This window comes from Agrobacterium burrii, from assembly GCF_017313405.1.
Lineage (GTDB): Bacteria > Pseudomonadota > Alphaproteobacteria > Rhizobiales > Rhizobiaceae > Agrobacterium > Agrobacterium burrii.
Map to the genome: position 1 here is coordinate 157,882 of NZ_JAFLNA010000011.1, position 18,509 is coordinate 176,390.

At 60.6% G+C, this 18,509-nt stretch carries 19 protein-coding genes; 8 read left to right on the forward strand and 11 right to left on the reverse strand.

Features of this window, described 5'->3' with window-relative positions; genetic code table 11:
- Nucleotides 1-350: 350 nt before the first annotated feature.
- Together JZX89_RS20030 and JZX89_RS20035 are read right to left on the reverse strand one after the other, a co-directional pair.
- Nucleotides 351-1,121 carry a class II glutamine amidotransferase gene (locus tag JZX89_RS20030; RefSeq protein WP_174374659.1) on the reverse strand — a complete coding sequence of 257 codons (771 nt, stop codon included), beginning with the start codon at nucleotides 1,119-1,121 and terminating at the stop codon, nucleotides 351-353.
- Nucleotides 1,122-1,835 (reverse strand): aspartate/glutamate racemase family protein, encoded by a 714-nt coding sequence (locus JZX89_RS20035; protein ID WP_046801694.1) that lies wholly within the window; start codon nucleotides 1,833-1,835, stop codon nucleotides 1,122-1,124.
- 167 nt (nucleotides 1,836-2,002) lie between these two features.
- On the opposite strand from JZX89_RS20035, the gene JZX89_RS20040 reads away from it, so the two are divergent.
- Nucleotides 2,003-2,464, forward strand: coding sequence for an Lrp/AsnC family transcriptional regulator (locus JZX89_RS20040; protein ID WP_149901214.1), 462 nt, complete (start codon nucleotides 2,003-2,005; stop codon nucleotides 2,462-2,464).
- 18 nt (nucleotides 2,465-2,482) lie between these two features.
- Here the strand turns inward: JZX89_RS20040 and JZX89_RS20045 are convergent, their stop codons facing one another.
- From JZX89_RS20045 to JZX89_RS20055, 3 genes are all read right to left on the reverse strand, one after another.
- Nucleotides 2,483-3,466 (reverse strand): aldose 1-epimerase, encoded by a 984-nt coding sequence (locus JZX89_RS20045; RefSeq protein ID WP_207135147.1) that lies wholly within the window; start codon nucleotides 3,464-3,466, stop codon nucleotides 2,483-2,485.
- 167 nt (nucleotides 3,467-3,633) lie between these two features.
- Nucleotides 3,634-4,527: an NAD(P)-dependent oxidoreductase gene (locus JZX89_RS20050; protein ID WP_153515803.1), complete on the reverse strand. Its 894-nt coding sequence runs from the start codon at nucleotides 4,525-4,527 to the stop codon at nucleotides 3,634-3,636.
- Between the two features lie 88 nt (nucleotides 4,528-4,615).
- Complete coding sequence (locus JZX89_RS20055; protein WP_207135148.1) at nucleotides 4,616-5,371, reverse strand: SDR family oxidoreductase; 756 nt, start codon at nucleotides 5,369-5,371, stop codon at nucleotides 4,616-4,618.
- 218 nt (nucleotides 5,372-5,589) lie between these two features.
- Between JZX89_RS20055 and JZX89_RS20060 the strand changes: the two genes are divergently transcribed.
- From JZX89_RS20060 to cydX, 7 genes are all read left to right on the forward strand, one after another.
- Complete coding sequence (locus JZX89_RS20060; protein ID WP_149901211.1) at nucleotides 5,590-6,621, forward strand: L-idonate 5-dehydrogenase; 1,032 nt, start codon at nucleotides 5,590-5,592, stop codon at nucleotides 6,619-6,621.
- A 285-nt stretch (nucleotides 6,622-6,906) separates the two neighbouring features.
- The gene (locus tag JZX89_RS20065; RefSeq protein ID WP_046801699.1) at nucleotides 6,907-7,485 is read left to right on the forward strand and encodes a GbsR/MarR family transcriptional regulator; all 579 of its coding nucleotides are present in this window, start codon (nucleotides 6,907-6,909) and stop codon (nucleotides 7,483-7,485) included.
- A 17-nt stretch (nucleotides 7,486-7,502) separates the two neighbouring features.
- A complete protein-coding gene (cydD, locus tag JZX89_RS20070; protein WP_207135200.1) occupies nucleotides 7,503-9,293 on the forward strand; it encodes a thiol reductant ABC exporter subunit CydD in 1,791 nt (596 codons plus the stop codon).
- Nucleotides 9,290-10,981 carry a thiol reductant ABC exporter subunit CydC gene (cydC, locus tag JZX89_RS20075; RefSeq protein WP_207135149.1) on the forward strand — a complete coding sequence of 564 codons (1,692 nt, stop codon included), beginning with the start codon at nucleotides 9,290-9,292 and terminating at the stop codon, nucleotides 10,979-10,981. The genes cydD and cydC overlap by 4 nt, the downstream gene beginning before the upstream one ends.
- A gap of 68 nt (nucleotides 10,982-11,049) precedes the next feature.
- Nucleotides 11,050-12,627 (forward strand): cytochrome ubiquinol oxidase subunit I, encoded by a 1,578-nt coding sequence (locus tag JZX89_RS20080; protein WP_207135150.1) that lies wholly within the window; start codon nucleotides 11,050-11,052, stop codon nucleotides 12,625-12,627.
- Between the two features lie 6 nt (nucleotides 12,628-12,633).
- Nucleotides 12,634-13,791, forward strand: a complete 1,158-nt coding sequence (gene cydB, locus JZX89_RS20085; protein WP_207135151.1) for a cytochrome d ubiquinol oxidase subunit II — start codon at nucleotides 12,634-12,636, stop codon at nucleotides 13,789-13,791.
- A gap of 22 nt (nucleotides 13,792-13,813) precedes the next feature.
- Nucleotides 13,814-13,936, forward strand: coding sequence for a cytochrome bd-I oxidase subunit CydX (cydX, locus tag JZX89_RS20090; protein ID WP_045015706.1), 123 nt, complete (start codon nucleotides 13,814-13,816; stop codon nucleotides 13,934-13,936).
- A gap of 81 nt (nucleotides 13,937-14,017) precedes the next feature.
- Here cydX and JZX89_RS20095 read toward each other — a convergent pair whose 3' ends face one another.
- From JZX89_RS20095 to nadA, 6 genes are all read right to left on the reverse strand, one after another.
- Nucleotides 14,018-14,206, reverse strand: a complete 189-nt coding sequence (locus tag JZX89_RS20095) for a hypothetical protein (RefSeq protein WP_142842456.1) — start codon at nucleotides 14,204-14,206, stop codon at nucleotides 14,018-14,020.
- 22 nt (nucleotides 14,207-14,228) lie between these two features.
- The gene (locus JZX89_RS20100) at nucleotides 14,229-14,648 is read right to left on the reverse strand and encodes a DUF3597 domain-containing protein (RefSeq protein ID WP_207135152.1); all 420 of its coding nucleotides are present in this window, start codon (nucleotides 14,646-14,648) and stop codon (nucleotides 14,229-14,231) included.
- Nucleotides 14,649-14,660: 12 nt separating this feature from the next.
- On the reverse strand, nucleotides 14,661-14,912 hold the full coding sequence (locus JZX89_RS20105; protein ID WP_080828456.1) for a GlsB/YeaQ/YmgE family stress response membrane protein: 252 nt from the start codon (nucleotides 14,910-14,912) through the stop codon (nucleotides 14,661-14,663).
- A 142-nt stretch (nucleotides 14,913-15,054) separates the two neighbouring features.
- A complete protein-coding gene (nadC, locus tag JZX89_RS20110; RefSeq protein WP_207135153.1) occupies nucleotides 15,055-15,918 on the reverse strand; it encodes a carboxylating nicotinate-nucleotide diphosphorylase in 864 nt (287 codons plus the stop codon).
- Nucleotide 15,919: 1 nt separating this feature from the next.
- Nucleotides 15,920-17,488, reverse strand: a complete 1,569-nt coding sequence (locus JZX89_RS20115) for an L-aspartate oxidase (protein ID WP_207135154.1) — start codon at nucleotides 17,486-17,488, stop codon at nucleotides 15,920-15,922.
- The gene (gene nadA, locus JZX89_RS20120) at nucleotides 17,485-18,456 is read right to left on the reverse strand and encodes a quinolinate synthase NadA (protein WP_207135155.1); all 972 of its coding nucleotides are present in this window, start codon (nucleotides 18,454-18,456) and stop codon (nucleotides 17,485-17,487) included. Before nadA ends, JZX89_RS20115 begins: the two co-directional genes overlap by 4 nt.
- Nucleotides 18,457-18,509: the final 53 nt, after the last annotated feature.

Consider the following 18,509-nt stretch of genomic DNA (forward strand, 5'->3'; position numbering starts at 1 on the left):
TGGCAACAGCAATTTTTGCGGAAAGTTGGAGGGCTTAATATAATGAAAAATAAGAGTTTTCCTTCAGCGTCCCGAGGATCGCCAAAGGCATTGCGCGCTCTTTGTGCGCCGTTCTTGAACGGGTTTGCGTGGTCGTTGCGATGCCGGGCATCGTTCAAAAAAGGGAGAGAGGCTGCAATACTTTCTGAAGTGGTTCACCGGTCCTGAAATCTGTTTCGGTCTATCAGATCACACACTAGCCTTCGCGGCCTGGGAAATTCAATGAAAATAAATGAGACAGCCCCGCCGCCAGCCGCCTCATGGTGGCGCGGGGCAGAAAAATCGGTTTCGACTGTCAACAAGGAAGATGTTTACGACAGGAAAAAAGGTTCTGTCGTCATCTCGCCGGCGCGGATCGTCACTCGCGTATTCGGCGGAACGGCACACCAGGGGGTGCAATCGAAGGAAAAAGGTTCCGAACTCAATGCAATTCCCTCATCGAGCCCGCGCCAGTAAAGCGTTGGCGGCTTGTCGTCGCTGGACCAACGGAAAGCATGCAGACAATCGCCATCCATCAACACGGCGCTGAATCTAAGCGCGGAGGAAACGCCCGCAGCGGTCATCTTTTCCTGACAGAGGCGCAGGGCGGTTGAAATGGCGCGGATGGGGTCGGTGTCAAGGCCATGGCCGGCGGCGATCAGGAAGATCGCTTCGCTGTCGCCGGTGCCGCGCCGGGATGCATAGATATCGTCGGGAATGAGGGAGTCGATGTCGCGCCTTATCTGCTCGTAACCGCCGATCTGGCCGTTATGCATGAACAGATATTGTCCATGCGCGAAAGGGTGGCAATTGGCGCGGGATACTTCGCCTGACGTCGCGGAGCGGACATGGGCCATGAACATGCCCGAGCGAAGCTGATGGCAAAGGGCGGCCAGATTGGCGTCGGACCAGGCGGGTCTGGTGTCGCGAAAGACGCCGGGCGTGCCGCGGTCACCATACCACCCAAGCCCGCAACCATCGCCATTAACGACGGTTTTGGCTTCCCTTGCGGCCATGGACTGGCTGACCAGCGATGCTTCCGGCTCGATCAGCAGACTGTCGAGCCAGACCGGTTTACCGGAATAGGCAAAGAGGCGACACATTCATGCGGCTCTATTGAAGGCCTTGTTTCCGAGCGCGAAGCCGACGGCGGCTTTCGCGTGAATGGCGGTCGAATCATAACCCGGCAGCGGCAGCGCGTCGGGATCGATCAGCAGCGAAATTTCAGTGCAGCCGAGAATGACGGAATCGACACCGAGCGCACGGGCCTTCTCGATAACCGCGAGATAGCGCTCGCGCGAGCAGGACTTGATCTCGCCCTGGCACAGTTCGCCAAAGATGATGTCGTGGATCGCGGCCCGGTCTTCCGCATCGGGCACGACCACATCGACACCGTGGCGGCGCATACGGTCGGTGTAGAAACCATGTTCCATCGTGTAGCGGGTGGCGAGCAGCAGCGGCTTGCGGCGTCCATCCGCCTTCAAGGCTGCAGCGGTTTCATCGATGATGTCGATGAGTGCGACGCCCGACATTTTCTCGACCGTTTCTGCAACCAGATGCATGGTGTTGGTGCAGATCAGCACGCAATCGGCACCGGCATTGGCAAGGCGTGCCCCGGCGGCACCCAAAAGCGCACCGGCTTCATCCCAACGATCGGCCTTCTGCAGGGCGACGACTTCGGAAAAATCAAGCGAATGCATGACGATATCGGCCGAGACCAGCCCGCCGCGGCTATCGCGCACGGCCTCATTGATCATGCGGTAATAGGTTGCGGTAGATTCCCAGCTCATGCCGCCGATCAGGCCGATGCGTTTCATAAGAGTTGCCTTATTAAGTTTTATTGAAGACAAGAATGCCATCGCAGGGACGAAAACGGCATGCGTTTTTTCGAGGGTTTAGATGTTCTTATGCAAATATCAGGCGTTCAAGAGGCTTGTCTTGCAATTTTATTGCGCCTTTGCGTTAACCAGTGCATTCTTTACCGATGATTGATGATCGCGACCGCCGAATCCTTGCGATTCTCCAGGAAAATGCCGAGACGCCGCTCGCCGATATAGCGGAGGAGGTTTCCCTGTCGCTATCCGCCTGCTCGCGGCGCATCACGCGGCTGCGTGCGGAAGGTTATGTGACGGGTACGATGGCGCTGCTCGACCGGCGGAAAATCAACCTGCCGACCACGGTTTTCCTGCTGGTGAGAACCGGCCTGCATGCAGAAGACTGGCTGGACCAGTTCCATGCCGCCGTCAGCTCCATACCCGAAATCGTCGAGGTTCATCGGCTTACCGGCAATTTCGATTATATTCTGAAGCTGGTGCTGCCGAATGTCGAATATTACGACACGGTCTACAAACAGATCCTGCGCCGCGTTCAGCTTTACGACATGTCCGCCTATATCTCCATGGAGACGGTGAAGCTGTCGTCTTCCCTGCCGACAACGCATATTTGAGGGATCATCCGTTTGTTCTCAGCCTGCGGTTTCGAAACGGAAGCCGAAGCGAAAACTGCGGGTCTCGCCCGGCTGCAGGGTGATCGCGGCTTCAAGGTCCGGCTGGTTGAAGGCATTGGTGGGCGTTTCCACCGGTTCGAGCGCAATGGATTTTCGCCTGCCGCGGGCCAGCGTGTCGCCGGTGAAGACATGCATGTGGCCACGCTCCTGCCATACCGTCAGGTTCGAACCGTCCTGCCGGTTTTCGATCCGGGTCTCGTAAAGTCCGTTTTCGGATGGGATGAGGTCGGTAAAGCAGACATCCAGCACCTGGCCGGCGAGCGGCGCAAAAAGAAAGCGGGTGTCGTCCCGTTTGATTATTCCCCCTTGGGGGGACCGCAGTGGAATCAAATCCCTGTCTGTTTCAATCGCCGTTCGAGAGGGCAGCGTGAGGAGGAGATCGTCGATGGATGCGATGCCGGGAAGACGGAAATAGGGATGCCATCCTGCCGCGAAGGGCAGCGGCTGATCATCGCCATTGATGCCGCGTATGACGATGGTGACCTCATGACCGGAAAATCGGTATTCGACCTCGATGGCGAGATGATAGGGGTAACCCCGGAAATCAGAGGGCGATATCTCCGCGCGGAAAACCAAAACATGCACGCCGCTTTCCTCGAAAGACTGATTGAGGACAAAGGGCACGGCTCTCGCAAATCCGTGGAAGACGAGGGTTTCGTGCGTTAGCACTGGCTCTATACGATGCATTTCCCGGCCGAAACGGAACTGGCCATCCGGGATGCGATTGGTGAAGGGGGCGAGAATGCCGTTTCTCACGCCGTTTTGTGATTGCAATTCCGCGGGCGTCGCATAGCCATCGACAAGATTTTCGCCTGCGCTGCCATCGGCAAGTTGCGGCCGCCAGCTGAGAAGCGTGGCGCCCTCATAAGCGATCTCGGCGGTGAAACCGTCGCCGGAAACGGTAATGCCGGCAATCCCCGTGCCTGTGGCGGAAGTGGTCATCGGGAAATTGTCCTTTATATGCATACGTCTGCGATCACCGGGCCGGTTGCCCCCGCTGATTCGCTCGATCATCTTCGCTGTGGGATAATTTCGCAATGGTCATGACGGGCCGCAACAAGCGCGGCCTCCGCCATTTTGATGTCAAGGTGCCTGTCTTATGACAGAACTCAGTCCGGGAAGGTTCGTTTCGCGCCGCTGAAAAATTCCATCAGGGCGGCCTGATCCTCACCGCCCAGTCCCGCTGTCGTCAGCATGCGGTGCACCTCGGCGCAGACCGCCGTCAGCGGCATGGCCGTGTTGGTGCGTCGCGCCAGATCCTGTGCGCCGTTCAAATCCTTGACCATATTGTCGATACGACCGGTGCGGCGGTAGTCCTTCGCTACGTAACGCGGCATATATTCCTGCAGGATGGCGCTATCGGCGCGGCCGCCCTTCAGCGCCTGCGGAATTTTGGCGGCATCGACGCCCGCATCCAGCGCAAGCTGCGTTGCTTCCGCCACGGCCAGAAAGTTCAGGCCGCAGAGAACCTGATTGATGAGCTTGGTTGTCTGCCCGGCACCGCAGGGTCCCATATGGGTATAGTTACTGGCGATGTGCCGCAACACGCGATGCGCGTCGGCCACATCCGTTTCGCTGCCGCCGGCCATCAGCGTCAATTGCCCAATGAGCGCTTTCGGCGCACCGCCGGAAAGCGGGCTGTCCACCCAGCGCAGACCCTTTTCGGCCGCATCGGCCGCCAGTTCTTTCGTCGCTTCCGGGTCGATGGAGGACATGTCGATGATCAGCGTGCCGGGCTTTGCGCCCGCCGCCACGCCATCCTTGCCGAAGACGGCGATGCGGACGATCTTCGGTGAGTTGAGGCTGAGGATCACGACATCGGAGACGGACGCTGCTTTCGCCGCGGTGCCGGCGCTTTGCGCGCCGAGGCTGGTCAGCGCCGCCACCTTCTCCGCATCCAGATCGAAAACCGTCAGGTGATTCCCCGTCTCGATCAGCCGCGCGCCGATCGCGCCACCCATGGCGCCTGCGCCGATGAGGGCGACTTTGTTCTGCTCGGTCATGGTATTCACGGCCTCCTCCCAAAGTGTCGTGGTGTCGTCAGTTCCATTCCGGATGGCGGCCGCAGCCGGGCATCCGGAACGGAGGATTTTAAAGCGAGGCGGTGATGCCGCCGTCGACGTAGAGAATATGGCCGTTCACGAAGGACGAGGCGTCGGATGACAGGAAAATACAGGCACCGACAAGCTCTTCGACCTTGCCCCAGCGACCGGCGGGCGTGCGCTTTTCAAGCCATGCGGAAAAGGTCTCGTCTGCGACCAGTGCCGCATTGAGCGGTGTGTCGAAATAGCCCGGCGCAATGGCATTGCATTGCAGACCGTATTTTGCCCAGTCCGTCGCCATGCCTTTCGTCAGATTGCCGACAGCACCCTTGGTCGCGGTGTAGGGCGCGATGCCGGGGCGGGCAAGGGCGGTCTGAACGCTGGCGATATTGATAATCTTGCCGCGTCCACGGGAAATCATGTGGCGTGCCGTCGCCTGTCCGGCGTGGAACACCGAGGCGATGTTGGTCTGCAAAAGACGCTCGAAGGCATCCGCCGGAAAATCCTCAAGCGGCGTGCGGTGCTGCATGCCGGCATTGTTGACGAGAATGTCGATGGGGCCGACTTCGGCCTCGAAACGGTCGATGGCCTCGCGTACTGCCACATGATCGGTTGCATCGAAGGCGAGCGTTTTTGCACCCTTGATGCCTGCGGCGGCCGCTTTCAGCTTGGCTTCGTCGCGCCCGTTCAGCACCACTTCCGCGCCGGCCTCCGTCAGGCCTTGTGCCAGCGCGAAGCCGATGCCCTGGGACGAACCCGTGATCAGGGCGCGGCGGCCGGAAAGATCGAACAAATTAAGGCCCACTGTTTCCTCCAGTCTCTCGACATTGCTTTTGTACAGGTTTATGTTATCGATAACATTCATCCCTTTCAGGCGCGGATGTCAAGGCTTAAACGCCCGGTTTCGGTACGGATCCGGTGCGGGAGGAGGCCACAGGGTGGCTAAATGTGCTCTTGTGGCAGCGATCTGGATGCGGAAATTTTTACGCGCCGCAGTGGCGCGCGTTTGAACGGGAGTTGTTGATGAGAGCGATTGTCGCCCACGGGGCAAAGGATGTGCGCATTGAGGAGCGGCCGGAGGAAGCGCCGGGGCCGGGAGAAGTGCGGCTTCGTCTGGCCCGGGGCGGTATTTGCGGTAGCGACCTGCACTACTACAATCACGGTGGTTTTGGAGCAATACGACTTCGCGAACCCATGGTGCTCGGCCATGAAGTCTCCGCTGTTATCGAGGAACTGGGTGAAGGCGTTGAAGGCCTGAAGATCGGCGGTCTGGTGGCGGTTTCGCCGTCCCGCCCGTGCCGAACCTGCCGCTTCTGCCAGGAAGGCCTGCACAACCAGTGCCTCAATATGCGCTTTTATGGCAGCGCCATGCCTTTCCCGCATATTCAGGGCGCTTTCCGCGAGGTTCTGGTGGCGGATGCCTTGCAATGCGTACCAGCCGACGGCCTGAGCGCCGGCGAGGCGGCCATGGCGGAACCGCTGGCGGTGACGCTGCATGCCACTCGCCGCGCTGGCGATTTGCTGGGAAAACGCGTGCTGGTGACGGGTTGCGGCCCCATCGGCATCCTGTCCATCCTCGCTGCGCGCCGGGCGGGTGCTGCCGAAATCGTCGCGACCGACCTTTCGGATTTCACGCTCGCCAAGGCCCGCGAAGCGGGTGCAGATCGCGTCATCAACAGCAAGGATGAGCCCGATGCGCTTGCCGCTTATGGCGCAAACAAGGGTACTTTCGACGTTCTTTATGAATGCTCTGGCGCTGCCGTGGCGCTTGCCGGCGGCATCGCAGCACTCCGGCCACGCGGCATCATCGTCCAGCTCGGGCTGGGTGGCGATATGAGCCTGCCGATGATGGCGATTACCGCCAAGGAACTCGATCTGCGCGGCTCCTTCCGCTTCCATGAGGAATTCGCCACCGGCGTCGAGCTGATGCGCAAGGGCCTGATCGACGTCAAGCCATTCATCACCCAGACCGTCGATCTCGACGACGCCATCTCGGCCTTCGAATTCGCCTCCGACCGCAGTCGGGCCATGAAGGTCCAGATCGCTTTTTCGTAAGCGCTTTCCGCATACTTCGCTCAGCCCCTTAACTGGCGGTGGATGGTTCCATCGCCGGTTTTTTATCGAGAGATTTCAGCCTCAGCAGACTATCACCGATGTTATCGGTATCATTAATTCTCTGCGATAGGTTTCCTGTTCCTCCCCGGCTATCCGGCTCTGCATCTGCTGGCTTATCCCCCTCTGGTTGCACATTTTGACGCAGGTCAAAAAGGTGATTTGCCGCCCGCCATTTTTTGCGTTATCGAAATTTCAGAAATTACTGAAAATTCAGGAAACAAAGAAATGCCGACCAGCCTGTCACCGCTCGTTCAGTCCTTCGTGCTGCATTTTGGCGAGATGGGCAGCCGCTGGGGCATCAACCGCACGGTCGGCCAAGTCTATGCTTTGCTTTACATATCGCCGCAGCCGCTCTGCGCGGACGACATTGTTGAGGCGCTTGGCATTTCCCGTTCCAACGTCTCGATGAGCCTGAAGGAGCTTCAGGCGTGGAACCTTGCAATTCTCAAGCATTTCCCCGGCGACAGGCGCGATTTTTTCACGACGCCGGAGGATGTCTGGCAAATTCTCCGCACCCTTGCCGAAGAGCGCAAGAAGCGCGAAATTGATCCCACCCTGAGCGTATTACGCGAAATTTTGATGGAGACGCCGGAGAACGAAGATGAGCGGCATGCGCAAAAGCGCATTGACGAGATGAAGACGCTGATCGAGCAGCTCACCGGCTGGTATGACGATGTGAAGCGGCTGGAAACGGAGAGGTTGGCCTCCCTTCTGGCGCTCGGCTCAAAGGTTACGAAGCTGCTGGAGGCGAAGGACAAGATCGTCTCTCTCGCCAGACCCCGCGGCGCGAAAAAGGACAGGTGAGGAGATCGGTCGTGAACATGTCCGCACAAATTCGCCAGTCGGCCGATAGCAATGGCGCAGACTGTCCTGTGCCGGTTTCGGTCTCACCTGAAACGCCGAGGCGGCGCTTCTTCAGCACCGCCAGCCGGAAGACCTCCCGCGACAAGAGTGCCGCGAAAACGACACGCGCACCGGCGGTCGGTAGATCCGTTGCCCTGTTGCATGTTCTGGCGGCCCTGCTCTGGTTGCCGCAGGCGGGCCTGCTTGCCTTTTCAGTCGGAAAAATCGCTGACGGCGAACCGATGATGGCAATCGTGCCGGCGGCTGTTGCGGTTCTCATTCTGGGTCTCCTGAAGGCGTGGCTGGAGAAAATCGCCGCGAGACTATCGTTTCGTGCCGCGCGTGCGGCATTGTCACAGCGCCGGCTGGAAGCGCTTCAGGCGGTGGCGAAGGTCTCGCCGCTCGATCTGTCGCGCACGGCTTCCGGCGAGGCGGCAAGCGTCGTGGCCGAGGCAGCGGAAGCGCTGGTGCCCTATCTTTCCCGTTTCCAGCCGGCGCGGATGAAGGCCACCATCATTCCCCTGGTTTTTGTGCTGGTAATCCTGCCCTTTACCTGGATCGCGGCGCTGGTGCTGCTCATCTCCATGCCGACCATCCCGCTTTTCATGGCGTTGATCGGCTGGCAGGCCAAGGCGGCGAGTGAAAAGCAGCTGGCCGAGACCGGCAATATGAATGCTTTCCTGCTGGATCGCCTGCGCGGGCTGGAAACGATCCGCGCGCTGGAAGCTGTCGATCTGACTGCCGGGCGCCTCAGCGCCGATGCGCATAACCTCAAGACGCGGACGATGGCGGTTCTGAGGATCGCTTTCCTGTCTTCGGCGGTACTGGAGCTTTTCGCCGCCCTCGGCGTTGCCATGACCGCCGTTTACATCGGTTTCCATCTGCTCGGATTTCTTGATTTCGGCGCGTGGGGGCAGAAGTTGTCGCTTGCCGAGGGCCTGTTCATCCTGCTTCTGGCCCCGGCCTTCTTTGAGCCGCTGCGGGAGTTATCCGCGGTCTGGCACGACCGGGCGGCGGGGGAAGCAGCAATTGGTGCGCTCGACAAGTTGACGCAGGGCGGTGCGGCCATTGCGGGTGAGGGCAGGGATGTGGCGTTGGCAACATTGCCCACCCCCGGTACGGTGGAGATGGACGATCTGTCCTTTGCCTATCCAGCCTCACCGCCCGTGCTCCGCAATTTCAATCTCCGCATTCGGGCGGGCGAAACGGTAGCGCTTCTGGGGCCATCGGGTTGCGGCAAATCCACGGTCCTGTCGCTGATCGCCGGGCTGGCTTCTGCGGGAAGCGGCGCGATAAAAATCGGCGGCGTCACCCTTGATGACAAGACGGCCGATACCCTGCGAACATCCATCGGCTGGATCGGCCAGAAACCGTTCTTTTTTACCGGTTCGCTTGCAGCAAATATCCGTTTCGGCCGCCCCGGCATCACGCGGGATATGGTCGAGACGGCGCTTGAGCAGACAGGGCTCGAAAGATTGTCATCCGCCCGACAACATCTGCTCGTCGGCGATGCTGGCCACGGCATTTCCGGTGGTGAAGCGGTGCGGCTGGCCATTGCGCGCGCCTTTGCCGATCCCGCGACACGTCTCATTCTGGCAGACGAGCCGACGGCGCATCTGGACCGGGAAACCGCCACTCTCATTACGGAAAACCTGCTGCAGCTGGCAAAAGGCAGGACTTTGATCGTCGCAACCCATGATCCGGTGCTGGCCGCGCGCATGGACAGGGTCGTGGATATGGCGGCGATCCATTCGGGGGATCGGTCATGATTGCGCGTTTTGCCATCTTGAAACCCGTTATCGCACTGTTCTGGTCGGCGCGTCGCGGCATGCTGCTTGCCGGCGCGGCTCTGGCCGCAACCACGGTGCTGGCTGGCATCGGCCTTCTCGGTGTGTCTGGCTGGTTTATCACCGCCACCGCCATTGCCGGTCTGCTTCCGGCAACGGCCTATGCGTTTGATGTCTTTATGCCTTCGGCAGCCATTCGTCTTCTGGCACTGTCGCGCACCGCCGCCCGGTACGGCGAGCGCATGACCACCCATGAAGCCACGCTTTCCGTGCTTGCGGCGCTGCGCGAAAAGCTGTTTCGCGGGTTTGCTGCGCCGCAGGCGGCGCAAAATCTGGAAGCGAGGCCCGCCCGCCTGCTGAACCGGTTGACCGCGGATATCGATGCGCTGGATTCGCTTTATCTGCGCGTGCTGGTGCCTGCCGCCGTCGCGGTCCTTGCGGCTGTTGCAACCGGCATCGGGCTTGCTTTCCTCAATCCGCTTGCGGGCATTCTGGCGGCGCTCTTTCTCATTGCGGCAGGGCTCGGCATTTCGGTGCGCTCCGCCTTGCGGGCAGAGAAATTCTCCCGCCGGCGGGCAATCGGGCTTGAAGCGTTGCGTGCCCGCACGGCAGACCTCGTCAACGGGCAGACGGAATTGCTCACGGCAGGTCGGCTTTCCACGCAGGTCGCGGCAGTGAAGCGGGCCGATGACTACCTGCTTTCCTGTGACGAGGCCTTGAACCGCATCGAAACGAATGCCGGTTTTTCCTTCGGGCTTGCAACGGCGGTCCTTCTGAGCACGGCTCTGCTCGGCATGGCCTGGCTGGCGGAGCAGGGAACGGTAAGCGCGCCGGCCGCAGCACTCGGGCTGCTCGTCTGTTTCGCCGCGCTTGAGCCTTTCACCGCGCTGCGCCGTGGTGCGATGGAACTCGGCCGCACATTGTTTTCCGCAAGGCGCATCGCGCCGCGCCTTTCGGCGCGGGCAGAGACCCGCTGTCCGGCTTTGCCCGCCAGCGGCGTGGCGGCGGCGCTGGAAGGCGTGCGTCTGGAGCGGGAGGGTAACGACAAGCCGGTCCTGACGACTATCAATCTTGCCATTGCCGCTGGAGAAAGGGTCGCGATCATCGGCCCGAGCGGTGCGGGCAAGACAAGCCTTATCCAGCTTCTGGCGGGTGAATTGCAGCCATCGGCAGGTACTGTCCGCGCCGTGCCCTCTTCGCTCATGACACAGCGGAGCCAGCTTTTCCGCGATAGCATTGCCGATAATCTGAGGCTGGCAAAACCCGCTGCGACCGAGCGTGAATTGTGGGACGCCCTTGACGCCGCAGGCCTTGCCGAACACGTCAAAACCCTGCCCGCCGGGCTGGAGACGAGGCTTGGCGAGGCGGGGCAGGGTCTCTCCGGCGGCCAGTCACGCCGGCTGGCGCTCGCCCGTTTCCTGCTCATCGACAAACCGCTCTGGCTTCTCGACGAGGTGACGGAAGGGCTGGACGGCGAGACGGCCCGCGACGTGCTCAGCCGGCTGTTTGCGAGGGCCGAAGGCAAGACTGTCGTGATGATCACCCATAATCGCCGTGAGGCGGAATTTGCCGATCGCATCATCGTGCTGAAAGACGGGCGTCAATTTGATGAATGTCAAAGCGGGACGCCGGAATACGACGTAGTGCTGCAAACATTACGCCGGGACTGAGTATTTTTGAGAGCCGGGCTTGCCTTAAAAAATGGGCGGCTGGCCTTCTGGAAAAGGTGGGTAAGACTATGGAACTCGACATAGTGGCGCTGTCGCGCCTGCAATTTGCAGTGACGGCTTTATATCACTTTCTGTTCGTTCCCTTGACGATCGGGCTGTCGGTGGTCATCGCCATCATGGAAACGGTCTATGTCATGACCGGCCGGGTGATCTGGCGGCAGATGACGAAATTCTGGGGCACGCTGTTCGGCATCAACTTCGTGCTGGGTGTTTCGACAGGCATTGTCATGGAATTCCAGTTCGGCATGAACTGGAGTTATTACAGCCACTATGTCGGCGATATTTTCGGCGCGCCGCTGGCGATCGAAGGCATGATGGCCTTCTTTCTGGAAGCCACCTTCGTCGGCCTGTTCTTTTTCGGCTGGGACAAGCTGTCGAAACTCGGTCATCTCGTCGCGACATGGTGCGTGGCAATCGGCTCGAACTTCTCGGCGCTGTGGATCCTGATCGCCAATGGCTGGATGCAGAACCCGACAGGGTCTGCCTTCAATCCCCAGACCATGCGCATGGAAGTGACGGATTTCGCCGCGGTCCTGTTCAACCCGGTCGCACAGGCGAAATTCGTTCACACGGTTTCGGCGGGTTATGTCACGGCCTCCATCTTCGTGCTCGGCGTTTCCGCCTGGTATGTGCTGAAGGGTCGCCACGTCGATCTCGCCAAGCGGTCGATGACAGTCGCCGCCTCCTTTGGTCTGGCGTCCGCCCTGTCGGTCGTCGTGCTGGGGGACGAAAGCGGTTACCTCTCCACCGAACACCAGAAGATGAAGCTCGCCTCCATCGAGGCCATGTGGGAAACGGAGCCGGCACCGGCGCCCTTCACCGCAATAGGTTTTCCTGATCAGGAAGCGCGCGAGACACATTTCGCGGTCAAGATTCCGTGGGTAATGGGACTCATCGGCACGCGCTCGCTCGATACGGAAATCCCCGGCATCAACGATCTGGTGGAACAGGCAAAGACCCGTATCCGCGACGGCATCAAGGCCTATGATGCGCTGATGCAGATACGCGCCAGCGGCAAGGGCGCACAGCTGCCCGAAGAGGTGAACGGCACCTTTGCCGAACTCGGCCACGAGCTTGGTTACGCCCTGTTGCTCAAACGTTATGTCGACGATCCGCGTCAGGCGACAGAAGAGCAGATCGCCAAGGCGGCGGCCGATACGATCCCCCATGTGCCGACCCTGTTCTGGGCCTTCCGTATCATGGTTGGTCTCGGTATGTTCTTCATCGTTCTGACGGCGACCTTCTTTTACCTTTCGGCCCGCCGGCGGCTGGACCGTTATCCGCTGTTGCTGAAGGTGGCCGTCTTCGCCATTCCGCTGCCGTGGATTGCCGCCGAAATGGGCTGGGTGGTGGCCGAGTTCGGGCGTCAGCCGTGGATCATCGAAGGCGTGCTGCCAACGGCAGCGGCTGTTTCGAGCCTCAGCGCCTCGACGGTTCTGATTACGCTTCTGTGTTTCATCGCCATCTACACGGTGCTGTTCATCGTCGAGATGGGGCTGATGCTGAAGGCGATCCGCAAGGGGCCGGATCCGGATCATGAGCCGGAAGCGCCGCTCGTTCCTGAAAAACTCGTCGCTGCGGAGTAAATTATCATGATCCTGCACCAACTCATCGACTATGAAATTCTTCGTATCATCTGGTGGCTGCTGCTCGGCGTGCTGCTTATCGGCTTCGCCGTAACCGGCGGTTTCGATCTTGGCACCGGCGCGTTGCTGCCCTTTGTCGCGAAGACGGATATTGAGCGGCGTGTCGTCATCAACTCCATCGGCCCGGTATGGGAAGGCAATCAGGTCTGGCTCATTCTCGGAGCAGGTGCGATCTTCGCCGCCTGGCCGCCGCTTTATGCGGTGTCGTTTTCAGGGTTTTACCTGGCAATGGCGGCCATCATGTTCGCGTTGATCCTGCGGCCGGTCGGTTTCAAATATCGCTCCAAGCGCGAGAGCAAGGCATGGCGCAGCGGCTGGGACTGCGCCTTGTTCGTCGGCGGCTTCGTGCCGACGCTGATCTTCGGCGTGGCCATCGGCAATGTGCTGCAGGGCGTCCCGTTCTACTTCAATGATGACCTGAGGATTTTCTACGACGGCACGACGCTGTTCGAACTTCTGAACCCCTATGCTATTCTCTGCGGCCTCGTTTCCGTCGCCATGCTGGTGATGCATGGCGCGGCCTGGCTGGTGCTGAAAACCGAAGGTCCTGTTGCCACCCGCGCCCGCAGTTTTGGCAGCATCGCGGCACTTGCCACCACCGTTCTTTTCGCGCTTGGCGGCATTCTGCTGTGGTTCGGTGTCGATGGTTATCGTTTCACCTCGGAAGTCGTGACCGATGGGCCGTCCAATCCTTTGGCAAAGACGGTTGAGGTCGCAACCGGCGTCTGGTTCTCCAATTATGCGGCGCATCCGTGGATGATGCTGGCGCCGGCACTCGGTCTGGCCTTCCCGCTGGTCGCCTTCGTCTTGTTCAGGCTCCGCAGGGAAGTGATGGCGTTGCTTGCCAGCTCGCTTGCCATTTTCGGCATCATCGCCACCGTCGGGCTTTCGATGTTCCCCTTCATCCTGCCGTCTTCGGTCGATCCGAAGTCGAGCCTGACGGTGTGGGATGCTTCGTCCAGCCATATGACGCTGTTCAACATGCTGGTCGTCACCCTCATCTTCGTTCCCGTCATCGTCGCCTACACCTCATGGGTCTATCGCGTGTTGTGGGGCAAGGTGGATGAAAAGGCGATCCGCGACGACAGCGGCCACGCATATTGATATCGACAGAAGGAGATCGAACATGTGGTATTTCGCCTGGCTGCTCGGCCTGCCTCTCGCCGCCATCTTCGCCGTCATGAACGCCATGTGGTACGAGCTGATGGAAGAAAACGCCAAAAAGGCTGAGGCAAAGCTGGAAAAATAACACTTCGGCATGAGGCATAAAAGGGCGGCATCCGGTCCGGATGCCGCCCTCTCGTAAAACAGCCGTGCCTGTCGCGCGGCCTTAGTGGATGGCGATGCCGCGCTTGTCCGCTTCTTCCTTGATGATGTCTTCGACGATTGCTCTCTTGAGGTTTGGATTTCCCAGGAGATAGTCGTCGGCGATCTCGAAAATCGACTTCGGGTTGTCGGTCCCGTGCAGGGTGTCGAGGTCCTGGCCGATCTGCTCGCGCAGGCTGGAATAGTCGTCCATTGCGGCTCTCCCGTTTACCGGTTCAATCCAAAAGGTCGGCCGGCACCTTGCCGCCGTTTTCGGAGAGTTTCTTGATGACGGCCTTGTGCAGCCAGATATTCATCGTCGCCGAATCCGAGGTGTCACCGGTGTAACCCAGTTCAGCCGCCAGTTCTTTTCTGGCGGTGAGGCTGCTGTCCAGATCAAGCGCTTTAAGAAGGTCGACGATGGAGTGTTTCCAGTCGAGCTTCTGTCCGTTCTTTTTGACTGCCGCATCCAGAATGGAGGCGACGTCAACGTTGCCGGTGGATGCTGGAGCGCTGGCTGTCGGTGCCGGTGAGGCGGGTTGGGCCGGTGCGGCCGGACTTGCGGCGGTCGTTGGCGTGCCGGCCGGGGCCGAAGTCTGTGGTGCGGCCTCGGCCTTGCCAAAAATCGCGTTTTTGATCTTGTCGAAAAAGCTCATTTTTATGCTCCCTTATCGGCGAAATGCACGCCCGATGGCGATGAGGATGCAGGCGCCGATGAAACCGGCGATGAGATAACCAATCCAGCCTCCCAGCGAGACGCCGATGAGCCCCAGAAGGAAATTCGCGACGATGGCGCCGACAATGCCGAGAATAATGTTCATGAAAACACCCATATTGCTTTTCATGAACTGTTCGGCGAGCCACCCGGCTACGCCGCCGATAATGATTGCTGCAATCCAGCCAACTTGTGCGTCTTCCATAACAGGCCTTTCCTTTGTGAGAGAGGTCCCAGGCATATGGACAGGCTTTTGCGCGCACTGATCCCCCCGCCTTAAATAGACCCCCGGCGGGGTAACAACGAAGATGGGGACATTTGGTTCCGTGTGGTCCGCCCTTACTGCCTTATTTTTTACTCTGGCTTTGAAAGTCCAGCCCGATATCCAGAACCGGTGCGCTGTGGGTCAGCCAGCCGATGGAGATGAGATCGATGCCGCTTGCAGCGATGGCTGCCGCCGTCTGCGGATTGATACGGCCGGAGGCTTCGGTGATGGCGCGCCCGGCGACGATCGCCACGGCCTCGCGCAACTGTTCCGGCGTCATGTTGTCGAGAAGAACCGCGTCGACACCTTCGTCCATCACCTCGCGCAATTGCGTGAGCGTATCAACCTCCACCTCGATTTTGACGAGATGGCCCACACCCTGTTTGGCGCTGTGGATGGCGGCACGCACGCCGCCCGCCACGGCAATGTGGTTGTCCTTGATGAGGACGGCATCATAAAGCGCGAAACGGTGGTTCATGCCACCGCCGGCGCGCACGGCGTATTTTTCCAGCGCCCTGAGGCCGGGCGTCGTCTTGCGGGTGCAGGCGATTGAGGTCTTGGTGCCGGAGATGGATGCGGCGATTTTTGCGGTAACGGAGGCGATGCCCGAGAGATGGCCGAGAAAATTCAGCGCCGTGCGCTCCGCCGTCAGCAGCCCGCGTGAGGGACCTTCGATTGTCGCGATGATATCGCCGGGCACCACGGACGCTCCATCCTCAACGTGCCGCGTTATCATGATCGCCGGGTCCACCAGCTGGAAGGCAAGCTCCGCCGCATCGAGACCGGCGATGACGCCCGGTTCGCGCGCCGCCATGACGACGACCGAGCGATGATCGGCGGGAATGACGGCGGCGGAGGTTATGTCGCCCGCAAGCCCCAGATCTTCCAGAAGGGCGTTGCGCACGAGCGGCTCGATGATGAGGCGTGGCAGGGGGGCAAGGGTCATGTCAGGCGCTCCGCGCAATGCTGGAAGAAGAAAAGCTGGATGAGGAAAGGTCATGGCCGATGGCGATCACTTCGGTCAGGCTCAGCCTGCGTCTTGTGGCGACCGCGTCCTTTCCGGGAAAATCGTCGCGGAAATGCGCGCCGCGCGATTCCGTGCGCAGGGCCGCGAAGACGGCGATGGTGAGGCCGACGAGGGCGGGATCGGATGCCGGGCCTTCCTGTTCGGCAAGCGGCAGCAAGTCCCGGATCGCTTCGCGCAAGCCTGCTGCATGTCTCACAATGCCGAGATGGCGGGAAACGATGGGTCGGACGGCAGCGGGATCGGCGGCTCCACAGTCGGGGGCTGTGCGTGGCGCAACAGCTGCCGGCCCTGCCGTGCGTGCCTGTCGACCGGCGAGATCCTGCGCTGCACGCATGCCCATGGCGGCGGCTTCCAGCAGGGAATTGCTGGCGAGCCGGTTGGCGCCGTGCAGGCCCGTGCAGGCGGTTTCACCGGCAACCCACAGACCCGGCACCGAGCTTTGGCCTCTGCCATCCGTGGCGACGCCGCCCATATGGTAATGCACCGCGGGACGCACGGGCACAAGCTCGCGGGCGGGGTCTATGCCGGCCTCGCGGCAGAGCAGGTCGATGGAAGGGAAGCGGGCGGAAAAGCCGGAACCCAGCGCCTTGCGGGCATCGAGAAAGACCGCGCCGCCGCGCAGGATTTCCCGGTCGATGGCGCGGGCGACAATATCGCGTGACGCAAGCTCGGCGCCCGGCACTGTCGCCATGAAACGTTCGCCGTTTTCATTGAGCAGAAGTGCGCCTTCGCCCCGCACCGCTTCGCTGACCAGCGCCAGCGGCCGTCTGGGCGAGGAAAGCGCGGTCGGGTGGAACTGGACGAATTCCATATCGGCAAGGATGGCGCCGGCGCGCGCGGCGAGCATGATGCCCTGCCCGAAATTGCCGGAAGGATTGGTCGTCGCTTCGTAAAGCCCGCCAAGGCCGCCGGTTGCAAGAATGACCCGTGTGGCCGGCAGAATGAAACTGCCCTTCGGGCCGGCGCAGGCAAGAGCAGCGATCGCGCCCTCTTCCGTCAACAGGCGGCGGACTTCCGTGCCTTCGAGAACCGTGATGGATGGTGTGCGAAGGACTGCGGCTGCGAGCGCCCTGACAATGGCCGCGCCCGAACCGTCGCCTTCCGCATGCAGGATGCGCCGTCGGCCATGGGCAGCCTCCAGCCCGAAGACGAGTTTCCCCTCAGCATCGCGATCGAAGCGCACGCCGGCCCGCTCCAGCGCCTCGATGACGGCGGGGGCGGTGGAGACGATCTCCTCGGCCATATCGGCGTCGCAGAGCCCGTCGCCTGCGGCGAGCGTGTCGGCAAGATGCAGTGCTGCATTATCGTCCGGGCCGAGACTCGCGGCAATGCCACCCTGCGCCCAGGCGCTTGAGGTTTCGCCGCCGAGCGCGCCGCGTGTCAGAAGCAGCACGGGCTGCGGCGCAAGCGTCAGCGCCGCCATCAGGCCCGCAATGCCGCTGCCGACAACGACTGTCCAATCCTGCTGCGGCGGAAGGCGTTCGCTCATACCTCCAGCATCCTCTCCACGGCGCGGCGGGCAGCGACCGCGATTGCCGGGTCGACCGTCACCTCATGGCGGTTTTCCTCCAGTGCCGTGCGGATATTGCCAAGCGTGATGCGCTTCATATGGGGGCAAAGATTGCAGGGGCGGATGAATTCGACATCGGGGTGATGCACGGCGACATTGTCGCTCATCGAGCACTCCGTCAGAAGCACCACGCGGGCGGGCTGCTCCCGGCCGACATAATCCGACATAACGGCGGTGGAGCCGGAAAAATCGGCGGCTTCCACAACATCCGGCGGACATTCCGGATGTGCCAGAACGATGACGCCGGGATGGCTTTCGCGCAATTCCCTGATGTCATCGGCAGTGAAAAGCTCGTGCACCTCGCAATGGCCGCGCCAGGCAATCAGCTCGACATTGGTTTCCCGCGCGACATTCTTCGCCAGATATTCATCCGGCAACATCAGCACACGTGGCACACCGAGCGATTCCACCACCTGGCGGGCATTGCCCGAGGTGCAGCAGATGTCGGAAGCCGCTTTTACCGCTGCCGAGGTATTCACATAGGTGACGACCGGAACGCCGGGGTAGGCCTTGCGAAGAAGGGCGATGTCTTCGGGCGTGATGGAATCGGCCAGCGAACAGCCAGCGGCCATATCCGGAATGAGAACGGTTTTTCCCGGATTGAGCAGCTTTGCCGTCTCGGCCATGAAATGTACGCCGGCAAGAACGATAACATCCGCCTCCACTTCCATCGCCTTGCGCGCAAGGGCGAGGCTGTCGCCGACGATATCGGCGACGCCGTGGAAGATTTCCGGCGTCTGGTAATTATGGGCGAGAATGACGGCGTTGCGTTTGCGCTTCAACTCAAGGATCGCATCCACATCGTCCTGAAAGCCCATCCATTCCGCCTTGGGAATGACGCGGCTGACCCGATCATAAAGGCTTGCGGCAGATATCTGTTCGTTCACGACGCTCTCCCATTTATACTCTTTTTGAGTATATCTAGGACAAAGAGATATTC